This window comes from Mesorhizobium sp. M9A.F.Ca.ET.002.03.1.2 (assembly GCF_003952365.1).
In the GTDB taxonomy this organism is placed as follows: Bacteria; Pseudomonadota; Alphaproteobacteria; order Rhizobiales; family Rhizobiaceae; genus Mesorhizobium.
The window spans coordinates 3029932-3042912 of sequence record NZ_CP034443.1 but is presented as its reverse complement, the minus strand read 5'-3'; the positions used below and the strand labels follow the sequence as shown (position 1 = coordinate 3042912).

13 protein-coding genes and 1 pseudogene are annotated in these 12981 nt (G+C 61.2%); 10 read left to right on the top strand and 4 right to left on the bottom strand.

Going from position 1 to position 12981, the window contains the following annotated elements; translation table 11 throughout:
- Position 1: 1 nt before the first annotated feature.
- Positions 2-472: a (2Fe-2S)-binding protein gene (locus EJ066_RS14670; RefSeq protein ID WP_126038776.1), complete on the bottom strand. Its 471-nt coding sequence runs from the start codon at positions 470-472 to the stop codon at positions 2-4.
- 320 nt (positions 473-792) lie between these two features.
- Here EJ066_RS14670 and EJ066_RS14665 point away from each other — a divergent pair, with 320 nt between their 5' ends.
- From EJ066_RS14665 to EJ066_RS14655, 3 genes are all read left to right on the top strand, one after another.
- Positions 793-1512: a response regulator gene (locus tag EJ066_RS14665; RefSeq protein ID WP_126038773.1), complete on the top strand. Its 720-nt coding sequence runs from the start codon at positions 793-795 to the stop codon at positions 1510-1512.
- Positions 1509-2990, top strand: coding sequence for an ATP-binding protein (locus tag EJ066_RS14660; protein WP_126038769.1), 1482 nt, complete (start codon positions 1509-1511; stop codon positions 2988-2990). Before EJ066_RS14665 ends, EJ066_RS14660 begins: the two co-directional genes overlap by 4 nt.
- Before the next feature lie 200 nt (positions 2991-3190).
- Positions 3191-3646, top strand: coding sequence for a c-type cytochrome (locus EJ066_RS14655; RefSeq protein WP_126038766.1), 456 nt, complete (start codon positions 3191-3193; stop codon positions 3644-3646).
- Between the two features lie 131 nt (positions 3647-3777).
- Here EJ066_RS14655 and EJ066_RS14650 read toward each other — a convergent pair whose 3' ends face one another.
- Positions 3778-4017: a hypothetical protein gene (locus tag EJ066_RS14650; protein WP_126038763.1), complete on the bottom strand. Its 240-nt coding sequence runs from the start codon at positions 4015-4017 to the stop codon at positions 3778-3780.
- Positions 4018-4571: 554 nt separating this feature from the next.
- Here EJ066_RS14650 and EJ066_RS14645 point away from each other — a divergent pair.
- A pseudogene (locus tag EJ066_RS14645) lies at positions 4572-5207 on the top strand (radical SAM protein); the annotation flags it as partial.
- A gap of 215 nt (positions 5208-5422) precedes the next feature.
- A complete protein-coding gene (locus EJ066_RS14640; RefSeq protein ID WP_126043890.1) occupies positions 5423-6127 on the top strand; it encodes a Crp/Fnr family transcriptional regulator in 705 nt (234 codons plus the stop codon).
- A 14-nt stretch (positions 6128-6141) separates the two neighbouring features.
- Here EJ066_RS14640 and EJ066_RS14635 read toward each other — a convergent pair whose 3' ends face one another.
- Positions 6142-6375, bottom strand: a complete 234-nt coding sequence (locus EJ066_RS14635) for a DUF1858 domain-containing protein (protein WP_245455167.1) — start codon at positions 6373-6375, stop codon at positions 6142-6144.
- A gap of 663 nt (positions 6376-7038) precedes the next feature.
- On the opposite strand from EJ066_RS14635, the gene EJ066_RS14630 reads away from it, so the two are divergent.
- The 4 genes from EJ066_RS14630 (at position 7039) to EJ066_RS14610 (ending at position 11864) form a co-directional block, all read left to right on the top strand.
- Positions 7039-7275, top strand: coding sequence for an FAD:protein FMN transferase (locus EJ066_RS14630; RefSeq protein WP_126043888.1), 237 nt, complete (start codon positions 7039-7041; stop codon positions 7273-7275).
- A 941-nt stretch (positions 7276-8216) separates the two neighbouring features.
- Complete coding sequence (locus tag EJ066_RS14620; RefSeq protein WP_126038760.1) at positions 8217-9431, top strand: glycosyltransferase family protein; 1215 nt, start codon at positions 8217-8219, stop codon at positions 9429-9431.
- A gap of 1 nt (position 9432) precedes the next feature.
- A complete protein-coding gene (locus EJ066_RS14615) occupies positions 9433-10677 on the top strand; it encodes a glycosyltransferase (protein ID WP_126038757.1) in 1245 nt (414 codons plus the stop codon).
- Positions 10674-11864 (top strand): glycosyltransferase family protein, encoded by a 1191-nt coding sequence (locus tag EJ066_RS14610; protein ID WP_126038752.1) that lies wholly within the window; start codon positions 10674-10676, stop codon positions 11862-11864. Before EJ066_RS14615 ends, EJ066_RS14610 begins: the two co-directional genes overlap by 4 nt.
- 94 nt (positions 11865-11958) lie before the next feature.
- Here EJ066_RS14610 and EJ066_RS14605 read toward each other — a convergent pair whose 3' ends face one another.
- The gene (locus tag EJ066_RS14605; RefSeq protein ID WP_126043887.1) at positions 11959-12630 is read right to left on the bottom strand and encodes a class I SAM-dependent methyltransferase; all 672 of its coding nucleotides are present in this window, start codon (positions 12628-12630) and stop codon (positions 11959-11961) included.
- Positions 12631-12713: 83 nt separating this feature from the next.
- Between EJ066_RS14605 and EJ066_RS14600 the strand changes: the two genes are divergently transcribed.
- Entirely contained in the window at positions 12714-12980 is a 267-nt protein-coding gene (locus EJ066_RS14600) for a hypothetical protein (protein ID WP_126038747.1), read from the top strand.
- Position 12981 lies beyond the last annotated feature (1 nt).

Genomic DNA, 12981 nt, shown 5'->3' with positions numbered 1-12981 from the left:
CTCAACCGGGCTGCGTGGCTTCGCCGTTATTGGCGGCCAGCTTGATCGCGGCGCGCACCCGGTTATATGTGCCGCAGCGGCAGATATTGGTGATCTCGGCGTTGATGTCCTCGTCCGTGGGGTTCGGGTTCTGCATGAGCAGACCCGCCGCAGCCATGATCATGCCGGCCTGGCAGTAGCCGCATTGCGGCACATCGAGCGCCAGCCACGCCTGCTGGACCGGATGCGAACTGTCCGGCGAAAGCCCCTCGATCGTGGTGATTTGCTGGTTCGGCTCGACCGCGCTCACCGGAAGCACGCAGGAGCGCGTGGCGACGCCGTCTATATGGACGGTACAGGCGCCGCAGGCAGCAACCCCGCAGCCGTACTTCGTCCCGGTAAGCCCGATCTGCTCGCGGATCACCCACAGCAGCGGCGTGTCCGGATCGACCTCGATATCACGTGGCGCGCCGTTGATGGTTAGTCTGGCCATTGTGCAAATCCTTTCGAACAAGGCTGGCGAGGACCGCCGTCCGGATGCCGCGCGGCATGGCCTGGCGGTAAAGACCGGAAGTCCCGGTTAGCGACGAGGCCAAGCTAGCCGGGAGCTGTCGCAGAACCTTGTCCCGATGGTCGGTAGTTCATCGCAAGCTGTCGCAGGCACAGCGCTCTGATACACTTCGTTACACTTCTCACGCTTTGTTGATCCCGCGCGAGATTGCCGCCATGGTGCGGAAGGTGATCATCCGTGTAGACGCAAACTAGATATCGTCGATACTGGCCGACTATCTGGCGGCGGCTTTGGAGCATTGCATGGAAGCGGCGCAGCACATCGCGGTCGTGGACGACCACAGGGACATCCGCGATCTCGTGGGGAAATATCTCACCCAGCAGGGTTATCGCGTCAGCGTTGCCGACAGCACGGCCGCGCTCAAGCGGCTGCTCGACCGCAGCCTGCCCGATCTCATCGTCCTCGACATCATGATGCCTGGCGAGGACGGCATTGCCGCCTGCCGGCACGTGCGCGGGACGGTCGACATTCCGATCATCTTCCTTACCGCCATGGCCGAGGAGATCGACCGGATCGTAGGCCTCGAGATCGGGGCCGATGATTACCTGACCAAGCCGTTCAATCCGCGGGAATTGCTGGCGCGGATCAAGGCCGTGCTCAGGCGCGTCCACAACCTGCCGCCGCAGCGCGGTCGTCTCAAGTCGAACGCGCTGCGGTTCGACCGCTGGACGCTGAATGTCGGCCGCCGCGAGCTGGTCGGGCTCGACGGCGTGGCGGTCGCGCTCAGCACGGCTGAATTCCGCCTTCTCACCGCCTTCATCGAGCATGTCGGGATCGTGCTCAGCCGGGATCAACTGCTCGACCTCACGGTCGGGCGCACCGCCGACGCTTTCGACCGGGCCGTCGACAACCAGGTGAGCCGGCTGCGCAAGAAGATCGAGGCGGACCCGAAAAGTCCGATGCTGATCAAGACGCACTGGGGCGGCGGCTACTGCTTCACCGCCGAGGTGGCCCCGGCATGATGCTGTTGTGGAGACGCAGCCTGGCGGCCCGCTTCCTCATGCTGGTGCTGCTTGCGCTCGCCCTGTCGCAGGCGATCACCTTCCTGATCTCATGGGACGAGCGCGGACAGGCCCTGCACGCGGCGGCCAAGGGCGAGTTCGTCAGCCGCACGTCCTCCCTTGCCCTTCTGCTGGACACGACGCCGCCCTCGCTTCGGCCCGACATCCTCAATGTCAGCGGCACGGCCTATACGCGCTTCTGGACCTCCGACGACGGACCGAGCAATCCCCTCGCCTGGCAACAGGAAGCCCTGACCCAGCTCGCCAAGCCGCTGCCCGGGATTGCCGGCAAGTATGCCGCCTATATGAACGGACAGGCTTCGAGCGCAGTCGATGCCGCCGACCCTTCCGTGCCGCCGCGCATGCTGGATTTGTCCGGCAACGGCAGGCCCTTCTCACGGCCGGCCAAGTTTCTTTACATGGACGGCGCTCCAAACGGCATGGGCCTTTCCGTCCGCCTCGACGATAGCACCTGGCTGAACGCCGCCTACGCCAAGGCGATGCCGAACGCCTTCTGGACGACGCAATCGGCGATATCCTTGGCGCTCACCGCACTTATCCTGTCTGCCATAGCGATTTTCGGGGCGCGGGCCATCGCGCGTCCGCTGCGACGCCTCGCCAATGCCGCTGAACTGTTCGGCCGCGGCGAGGCCGTGCCGCGGCTGCCGGAATCAGGGCCGGACGACATCCGTCAGACCGCCGAAGCATTCAACCGCATGCAGGAGCGCCTGCAGCGCTTCGTCGAGGACCGCACGCGCATGCTGGCGGCGATCAGCCACGACCTGCGCACGCCGCTGACCTCGCTGCGGCTGCGCGCGGAGTTCGTCCAGGATCACGATCTCCAGGAAAAGATGCTGAAGACCATAGAGGAAATCCAGACGATGACGGAAGCGGCGCTCGCCTTCGCGCGCGAGGACGCCGCGGTGGAAGAAACGCGGACCGTCGATCTTTCGGCGCTGATCGGCAGCCTCTGCGACGATCTCGCGGAGCTGGGCCAAAACGTCACCGTCAGCGACGGGCCCAAGGTGCTGTACCGCTGCCGCCCGGACTCGCTGCGCCGGGCGATACGCAACCTCGTCGAAAATGCCGTCCGCTACGGCGAGCAGGCCAAGGTAAGCCTGGTCAGGAGCGCCGACAGCTTGGACATCGTGATCGAGGACGCCGGATCCGGCATTCCGGCAGGCGATATGGAACAGGTGTTCGCCCCCTTCTTCCGCCTGGAGCAGTCGCGCAACCGGGAGACCGGCGGCGTCGGGCTCGGCCTGTCAATTGCCCGCGCCATCGCCCGCCACCACGGCGGCGACATCGTGCTCGAGAACCGGAGCAAGGGCCTTCGCGCGGTCATCAAGCTGCCGCTGATCGACATGGCCAAGCAGGTTGCCCCGGCGCCTGTGCCTGAGACGAACCCTCCGACCGGACTGCGATCCTTGCCGGTTTGACCGAAACCCGCGATCGGAGCTCACGCGCTGCCACGCCACCGTTCGATCATCGCCGTGGCAACGAAGGACAAGTCGCCACCCGCATCCTCCCAGCACCTTCCTTAGCCCGGCAGCCGCTCTCGCTGGTGAGCGGCTGGTCTTGCCCGGAGCTTCCGGCCACCAGCAAAGCCCTCCCCCCAACCTTCCGCAGAGATCATCCGATGAACCGTTCGCAAGCCACGACAGGCAGCCACATCATTTCCGCCGGAGTTGCGGCCGCACCCCTGGCGACGTCTGTCACGCGAGCGCGTGTGTTCCTGGCTAGGCTTTTGGCCGCCGCCTGCCTGCTGTTGCCCGCCGCCGCTTCCGCGCAGCAGGTAAACGGGGAACGGCTGTTCCGGCAGCGCTGCGGCACCTGCCACAGCCTGGAGCCCGGCCAGAACAGGGTCGGCCCGCATCTGTCGGGCGTCATCGGCCGCACGGCCGCCAGCGTGGAGGGTGGCCGCTATTCGGCGGCGTTGCGGGAGTCGGGCATAGTCTGGGAGAGCGGCACCCTTGATGCCTTTCTCACGGCACCGCGACAGGCAGTGCCGGGCACGTCGATGACAGTGGGCGTTCCCAATGCCGCCCAGCGCGCAGCGATTATCGTCTATCTGGAAGGTGCCATCACGCGGTAGCGTCCGGCCGGCACACTCAACGACCTGCGAGATTCATCGATGGCGGCACGATTTTCTTGCGCCGCATGTCCAACCACCCTCGTTGCATGGAGGGTGACTGGACATTTTTTGCATCGGGCAAGTTCAGTATATTAACGGCCCGCCCATGGTGCACGACCCTTATGGACCTTGCCGGGTTGTGGTTGCCCTTCTTGCGAGGCCACCACGGGCAGAGGCAAGGAAGCCGTATGACTGGTATCCAAGGTCATTTCGCTGCTGTCGACATCAGGAGCGAATCCGCGGGTCGGGTCGCGGTCCGGATTTTGATTGGCAGCGATAGAGACCCCTGTCGACAAGGCAAGAAGGGCGAAAGCCGTTACAAGTTTCTTCATCGTATTTTCCTTTCTTGGAATGAGCAGACCCGCCAACCGGCGCCTCGGGCGGTATTGACTCCCGCTTGCGAAACCGCTGTCGGCTTTCTGTCTCGCCACCTTGACGAGGCTTCATGCTCACGATTGAAACTTACGCCACGCCTGTCGCAGGGATTTGCCCGAGTACGATCGAAATGTACCCGAATGTATGCGCATCCACGCGAGCGCCTCGTAGCTCTTGGATTTCGGGTCGCTTCGGCAAATTTCGTTACAATTTTTACCCGGCCGGCTATCCGCATTTGGGCGGCCAAACATGCGTCGGCGTCGTCATCAAGTCCAGTAAACGGGGCGCCACCCCGAAGGAACGAAAGTATCGTTCCCAGTCGCTGCTTCCCGAAGATTGCGCTGAGTGCAGCTATGCATTCCGTCGTTCCCTGAGCGCTTGGGCCCCTCGGGCAGCAAATCAAGGCGCACGCGCGCACCCCCTTCCTCGAACGATCGACACAACGCCCTGGGGCGTTCCGGCCTCGTACGCCCAGCGTCGTTGGCGCCGGCATCCGAGGAAGGACCAGCCGATCCTCGATTATCTAGACGCGCTGCGAGAGGAAATCCGCATCGTCGCGGACCGCGCACCGAAAGGATTGCAGGTCCGCGAGGTCCATTTTGGCGGAGGCACGCCAACGATCATCGAGCCGGCGGAGTTCGCCTCGCTGATGGAACTCCTGCGCCAGCGCTTCGAGTTCACCGCAGCGGCTTCGATCGCCATCGAGATCGATCCCCGCACGCTCACGGCCGATATGGCCGAGGCCTTGGGCGCCGCCGGCGTCGGCAGGGCAAGTCTTGGCGTGCAGAGCTTCGATCCGGTGGTGCAGAAGGCCGTCAACCGCATCCAAAGCGAGGGGCAGGCAGCCGAAGCCGTCGACAATCTGCGGCACCATGGGGTCGCCCGCATCAATTTCGATCTGATCTACGGCCTCCCGCACCAGACCGCGCAGTCCTGTGTGGATACCGCGACAGCAGCGGTTGCAATGAAACCGGATCGGCTCGCTGTCTTCGGCTATGCCCGTCCCGACGTTCAAGAAGCATCAGCGGATGATCGACGAAGCCGCCTTGTCAGACAGCGCAGCGAGCAGGCATCGGCCATCGCCGAAACGCTGGTTGCAGCCGGTTACCGGCAAATCGGCCTCGACCACTTTGCGCTGCCGGACAACGCGTTTTAAGTTCTTGTTTTATGCATGTCGATCCGGACCGGCTTAGCTCGCGCGATGCCGGCATGGGGCACGCGTCCGATCGTACTCGCACAACCGAAGGGCGTGAAAAAGCCGCACTGGTGGCGGCTTGTCGCCGTTCGGTCGCATGTGACATTGTGGCGATGCATTCGCGCATCGAGTCTTTTGAGTTCCACCCGATGGAAGGAGGAGTCATCGTGAGCCGCCTCGACCGCTCGCTGATTGCTGGGCTGTCTCCATTCCAGGGCGTGGCTCCGGCGGATCTCGATCGCATCCTTCAGAGGGCCCGTTCGTTGCGGATAACGAAGGACGAGGCGGTTTTCGAGCAAGAGGGCGAAGCCCAGTCCTTCTTCCTCTTGATCGCAGGGCATGTCCGCGTGGTGAAGACGACACCGGACGGTCAGCAGGTCATAGTGCGCTACATCAGTCCGGGGGAATTGATGGGCATCGCCCAGGCATTGGGCCGATCCACCTATCCGGCGAGCGCGATCGCAGCGGTCGATTGCGTGGTGCTGGCCTGGCCGGGCAACCTCTGGTCGGAATTCGCAACCGCTTTCCCAAATTTTGGCGCCAACACCTACAAGACGGTGGGGACCAGGCTTAACGACACGCACAGCCGGGTCGTCGAGATGGCTACCGAGCAGGTGGAACAGCGCGTTGCCCATGCGTTGCTACGTCTCGTCAAGCAGACCGGAAAGACCACGGATGAAGGCATTCTCATCGACTTTCCGATCTCACGCCAGGACATCGCGGAGATGACCGGCACGACGCTTCATACGGTCAGCCGTCTGCTCACTTCCTGGGAAGACAAGGGGCTGGTCAAGAGCGGCCGCCAGAAAGTGACTATCGTCGAACCGCATCGCCTGTTCCTGCTTGCGCAGGGACGCGCGGAGAAGAGCTGAAGCGACCTGCTTGCTTATCCCTTCATAGCATCGACCAAATCGTGGATGAGCCGTGTTTCGTCCACCTGATGCTCTTTGGCCGCGTCCGCCGGCGTGTGAAAGGATGCGATGGGACAGCCTACACAAAGCAATCCATGATCAAGAACGACGCGAATGGTGTCCGGCCACTCGCGCATGATTGCGTCCATCGTCATGTCATCGTGAAACTTCGGTCTCATGGCTGCGATCCGCTCCTGGAACACCATCATCCGGCACCGGAGCGCCCCCGTCATTGCGGATCAGCAAACAGAAACCAGACTGTTCGGCGAAAAAGGAATCGCCAGCCTTCCGCCACGGCGTCGGTACTTGCGTAACGTCTTGCGGCGAGAGCGCGATGTCGGCCGGCGTCTGGCGATCAAGCATGCTTGGACGGGTCATAAGCGAACTCGACACCGCAATTGCCCATTAGCGAACCGGCTCCACCGATCCCAATGCTTTTGGAAACGGATTTGCTTGCGTCAGCGCAAAGAACGTTCCGGTTGAAGCGATAAGCTTGCGCCAACAGTTTGGTGGAACGCGTCTTCCCATAAATCCAGCGCGATCCTGACAGAGGAGAACTATGGTGACCGGCGTCTCCCTTTCCCGCTGGACCATGTCCTACTTCGCCGCAGCGCTTGTCGCGCTCCTCCTGGCAGAGGGGCTGATGGCGGCCGGGTACGGCTACCCGTCCGCGTCAGTCGAGTCTCCGCGGACCCTTATCGTCGTGCATATCGTGACGATCGGCTGGTTAAGCCTGCTGATGTGCGGGGCGCTGTTCCAGGTCGTGCCGGTTCTTATCCACCCTCCGCTGTTCAACAATGTCCTGACCATGCCGGCACTTCTGTGCTTGCTTGGTGGTCTTGTTGCGCTGCTTTCAGGATTTCTCTGGCTTGATGGGCAAATCGGGCCGCTTCAGCCATTTGCTCGATCCGCGCAGCGGCCATGGAGCCGGGTTCTATCGGAGCGTTTCGGTCATTGCACCCGACGCGACCAGCGCCGACGCGCTTTCAACCGCTTTCAGCCTGCTTGAACCGCAAAAGGTACGAAGGATCGTTGCCACCCGCCCAGGTTTGGACGTCCGGCTGCTGGCAAATAAGGGAGATGATCGGCTCATTCGTTTTCAGTCCTGAAACTGCGGAACACAAAGTTGATAGCGAAAACTCACGCTGCCGGCTGTCCTAACATCGTCGCGCGGCCGCGCATAAGTGTGGTGACTTTATCTATCATCACCTTGCAAAGTCCGACACCAGAACCGTCAAAAATTTACGCTTTTGATTTTAAAGGGAAAATCGCCACAAAAAGATATTTTTTTGAGGTTTCACCAACTATCGGGACCAATCGGCCGATTTTTTTGGACCTTGCGGCGTTCGACGCTGCGCCCAAGCCGTCTCGAAAAGTACCGTCACCGCCCCAGCTAAGGCATTAGCCAGAAGCCATCGCAATCGACAAGCAACCGGTGTTGCACACACCCTACTGCAGGCGGTATGTTGTGAGCGCTGGCTTCCACTCGATTCCTCCCGAATTTCCGGCTAGCCTGGGCGATAGATGGCTTAGTTCTGGTGGGTGAATCATAATCAGACCGCCCGTCAAGAGATTGATGGGCAGCATCTTTGGTCCCCCAAGACCGAGAGCAATGGCGTACGAAATGAGTTCTACAACAATATGCGCCGTGCGGCGCCCGGCGACCTTGTCCTTTCGTATGCCGATCAAGCAATTGGCTATATGGGCAGGATAGCGGAATTCGCCTTCACCGCTCCGGAACCAATGGCGTTCGGAGAGACCGGAGCTTATTGGAATCAAGAGGGATGACTTCTGCTGATCTTTTGGACACCGCTTTCCCCCTCGATCCATCCCAAAACAACAAGAGGGAGTCTCGGCCCGCTCCCGCCGAGGCGATATTCGCCAATCCATCTAGTTTCGGACTCTGGCAATCAGAAAGCCTATCTGACAGGTATTCCACAGAAGTAATACAAATTGAAAATTGCGGCCTCATGTTTCAAAACCAGGATGGTTTCGAAGCCTGCGGGTTTGTCACGGTCCTCAAGGCGAGAATTCGAAAAGACGTTCAACAATGACCCAGCACGCAGAAAACGCTCGAATTCTCATGTACAGCCACGACACGTTCGGGCTCGGCCACTTGCAGCGCTGCCGGACGATCGCGCATTCGCTGGTCGAGGATTTCCGCGGACTTCAGGTGCTTATCATTTCAGGTGCGACTATCGCTGGCGCCTTCGACTACCGCGCCCGTGTCGACTTCGTGAAGATCCCCAGCGTCATCAAGTTGCGCAACGGCGAATACACCTCGCTGGAAAAGGATATCGATCTGCATGAGACGCTAAGGATGCGCCAGTCGATCATCCGCCACACAGCCGAGACCTTCCGGCCGAATATCTTCATCGTCGACAAGGAACCGCTCGGCCTGCGCGGTGAGATCGAGGACACGCTGTCCTACCTCAAGACGCGGGGCACCACGCTCGTGCTTGGCCTGCGCGAGGTGATGGACGCGCCGCGTCTGCTCGAAGCGGAGTGGGCACACAGGGATGTGATGCGCAAGATAGGCCTGTTCTACGACAAGGTCTGGGCCTATGGTCCGCCGGATTTCTACGATCCGTTGACTGGCTTGGATGTGCCGCCGGCTATCAGGGCAAAGATGAGGTTCGTCGGTTTCCTGCAACGGAGCCTGCAGCGGAACGAGTTGCCCGGCCACCGGCCCGAGGGTGACTATATCCTCGTTACCACCGGTGGCGGCGGTGACGGCGCCGAACTGATCCACGACGTCATCGATGCCTATCAGCAGGATCCGCAATTGCAGCATAGGGCGCTGATCGTGCTTGGGCCTTACATGCCGGCGCGCAAGCGCAACAAGCTGCTCAAGAAGGGGTCCAAGATCCCCTGCATCAAGATGATCGAGTTCGACAACCGCATGGAAGACCTGATTGCCGGCGCCAAGGCGGTAGTGGCGATGGGCGGTTACAACACCTATTGCGAGATACTATCTTTCGACAAGCCGGCGCTGATCGTGCCGCGCGTCAAGCCCCGCGAGGAACAACTGATCCGCGCACGGCGCGCAGCCGAACTCGGCCTCATCGAGATGCTTTTGCCGGAAGAAGCCGAGGATTCCCAGCGGTTTGCCAATGCACTGAAGGTGCTGCCGGACCGGCCCCGCCCATCGCAAAGCAATCCGCATCTGACGCTGGAAGGGCTGCCTCATATTTCCGAAATCGTCGCGGACCTGCTCGACCGGCGGGCCGGCCGTCACCTTTCGGTCATTGAAGGCATGAACTGAGTTGCAACATCGCAAGATCGTCGTGGTTCTGAAGGGCTATCCGCGGCTGTCGGAAACCTTCATCGCGCAGGAACTGCTCGGTCTGGAGCGTGCGGGGTTTGAACTGATACTCGTCGCGCTCAGACGGCCGACCGACTCAAAACGCCACCCCGTGCATGACGAGATCAAAGCGCCCGTCCATTATCTGCCGGAATATCTGCATGAAGAGCCGCTGCGCGTGGTTCGCTCGCTGTTTGCTTATGTGCTGCGGCCGGGCTTCTGGCGCGCGCTCGGATCGCTGGCTACCGATATCTCCCGCGACTTTACGCGCAATCGCGCGCGCCGTTTCGGGCAAGCGCTCGTGCTGGCGGCCGAATTGCCGGAAGACGCGGGCTGGCTGCATGCACATTTCGCGCACACGCCGGCATCGGTGACGCGCTATGCCAGCCAGCTTCGTGGCCTGCCCTGGAGCTGCTCGGCCCATGCCAAGGACATCTGGACTTCGGCGGACTGGGATCTGGCTGGCAAGCTTTCCTCGGCGCGCTGGACGGTCACTTGCACGAAAACCGGCTTCGACCGTCTGAAAAAACTCGCTAACGGCAACTCATCTGTGCATCTGAGCTATCATGGGCTCGACCTTGATCGCTTCGGCAGTTTCGGCGAGGCGCGAAAACAGCATGACGGCTCGGCGCCGGACGAACCGGTTGTCGTTCTGAGTGTCGGGCGCGCCGTTGAAAAGAAAGGTTACGATACGTTACTGGAGGCCCTTGCCCTCTTGCCTGGTGATTTGGCGTGGCGTTTCGAGCATATCGGCGGCGGCGAGGAACTGGAACGGTTCAAGGCGCTGGCGCAAAAGCTAGGACTGGATGGTCGAGTCTCTTGGAAAGGCGCGCTTGCGCAGGAGGAGGTGCTGGAACACTACCGCCGCGCCGACATCTTCGCCCTGGCCTGCAGGATCACTGCAAATGGCGACCGGGACGGTCTGCCGAATGTTCTGGTGGAGGCGGCTAGCCAGCGGCTTGCCTGCGTGTCGACCGATATTTCCGGGGTGCCGGAGCTTTTATCGCTAGATGAAACCGGGCTGCTGGTTCCGACGGAAAGCCCAATTGCCCTCGCACAGGCGCTGGAGCGCCTGATCCGTGATCCCGTGCTGCGCGTCCGCCTCGGCGAGGCCGCCGAGCGGCGCGTGCGAAGCAATTTCGATCATATGGCAAGCATTGGACAGCTCAAGGAACTGTTCCAGCAGGGGTGGCAGGCTGCCGAATGAAGCGACTGCGCGCATTCTTCTATGTCCAGCACCTGCTCGGTATTGGCCATCTCGCGCGCGCCAGCCGCATTGCGGCGGCTCTGGTCGATGACGGGTTTGACGTAACCGTCGTGACCGGCGGAGCGCCGATCGCAGGGTTTCCGGGACCGGGTGTAAAATCTGTAACCCTGCCACCTGTCACCTCCGGTGATGAAGGATTTTCCGGACTTGTCGACCTGCAGGGCAATCCCATCGATGATGATTTCAAGCAATGGCGTTCAGAGATGCTGCTGCAGGCATTCCGGGATTGCAGGCCTGATATTGTCATTGTCGAAGCGTTTCCATTTGGACGCCGGCAGATGCGTTTCGAACTCTTGCCGCTGATCGAGGCCATCGACGCGACGTCGCCCAGACCGCTGCTGGCGACGTCCGTCCGTGATATCCTTCAGGAGCGCGTCAAGCCGGGCCGAAACGAGGAAACCGTCGATCTCATCAACAGGTATTTCGATCTTGTCATGGTCCACGGCGATCCGGCTTTCGCAACCATCGACAAGACATTTCCAATGGCTGGGGCGATCAAGGCCGAGGTCACTTACACAGGGCTCGTTGCCGCGCCGCCATTGCCCGCGGCCTCCGAGCGCTTTGACGTTCTGGTGTCGGTTGGCGGCGGGGCTGCCGGAAAGAGCCTTGTCAGCACCACCATCGCAGCGGCGCGGAATGCCAACAACGGTTGGAAATGGTGTTTAATCACCGGTCCAAACCTGCCGAAAGACGAGTTTGACGCGATCGCACGCGATGCCACGCCGGGCCTGTCCATCTTCCGGTTCCGCGAGGATTTCGCGAGCCTGCTAACCGGCGCCCGCCTGTCAGTCTCGCAGGCGGGTTACAACACGGTCTGCGATGTCATGCGGGCGGGTTGTCGCTCCCTGCTCGTTCCATTTGCAGCCGGTGGGGAAACCGAACAGACGGTTCGCGCCCTGATGCTCGAAGAACTCGGCCTTGCAACGGTGCTGATGGAAAAGGACCTAACGCCTGAAGGTTTGGCGCAAGCGATCGAACAGGCGCTTGTGGGACCGACGCCATCCGCACATCGTCTCGATCTGGAAGGCGCGCGTCACTCGGCGCAAATCCTGCGCGAGCGGTATCGAACATGGTCCCTAAAAGCGGGGTCCGGTTTCGGAAAGGTTCATGAATCAAACAGACGATAGACCCTGACGCGCGTCGCGTCTGGTGAGATTTGTGCGACGCGCTTCAATGCATGTCGTTGTCCCAAAACCGCTACGCACTTTTGGGCGAAATGCATCAAACAGTTCCAATCAGCATGAAGCGCGTATAATTTTTTGTCGGCAGTTCGCCGGAGAACCGCACCTCCCGTAGCGCCGCCATTGCTTCAAAGGCTGCAAGTGAAGCCACGCAGTTAATGTGCGTCGGCTCGCTGAAATAATCGTTCGATTGCAGCAGTACATTCGTGCCCCGCGGAAGCAGAGCAAGCCAGGCGCGCAGATCGGCTATGTGTTCGCAGCTCGTATTGACTATCAGGTCGGGCCGCCCGGCCGCATAGTCGAGTGCGTACATATCTGCCGTCAGCGCGCGGAACCGGTCGCCGGCTTCCCGGTTGAGGGTCCGGGCGACCGGCGCGACTTCGGGATCAATGTCGAAGCTATCGACCGCCGCGATGTCGAAGCGGGCGTCGTTGAAAAGCATTGCCGGCAATATGCCGTACCATCCACCCAGAACCCATATGCGCCCGAACCGGCCGCCGCAGCTTTCGAACAGCCTGTCGAGCGCCCACATCTTGCAGGCGACCTGCTTGTGGTTGAAGGCGTTGGCGATATCGGCCTTCGGATGCTTGGTGACGACGCGCGCCAGCCCTGCCACGAGAGGGCAGTTGACATAGGCAGCAATTCCCCGCGTGAGGTCCAAGGCTTGCTCGTGCCAGTCCATGCCGGCATTGCGTGGTTGCGTGACATCCATCATATTCGCCTTGTATGTTGGGATTTCGGGCGACACAACGCAATCTTGCCTCCTGCAAGGCTGTTTGATTCGCGGATGTGATTATGCTGCAAGCCGCTTCGCTATTGCACGGTGCCGGAGAGAGCCTGTTGCATCTGTCCGGACCATCGGCGTCCATCCGCAAGCACCAGCCGCGCAGCTGTGGCCTCGTGCTGCTCGGCTATCCGCCAAAACCCTACGGAAGCCGCGAACTGTTTGAGCGCAGGACAATCTCCGTCCACTGCAGCTGCGAGCTTGTCGTTGGCGATGAAGAAATTGCCGATACGCCATTCGCCAGCAGGTGCTTTTACATCCAGCATCCTTTCAACTGAA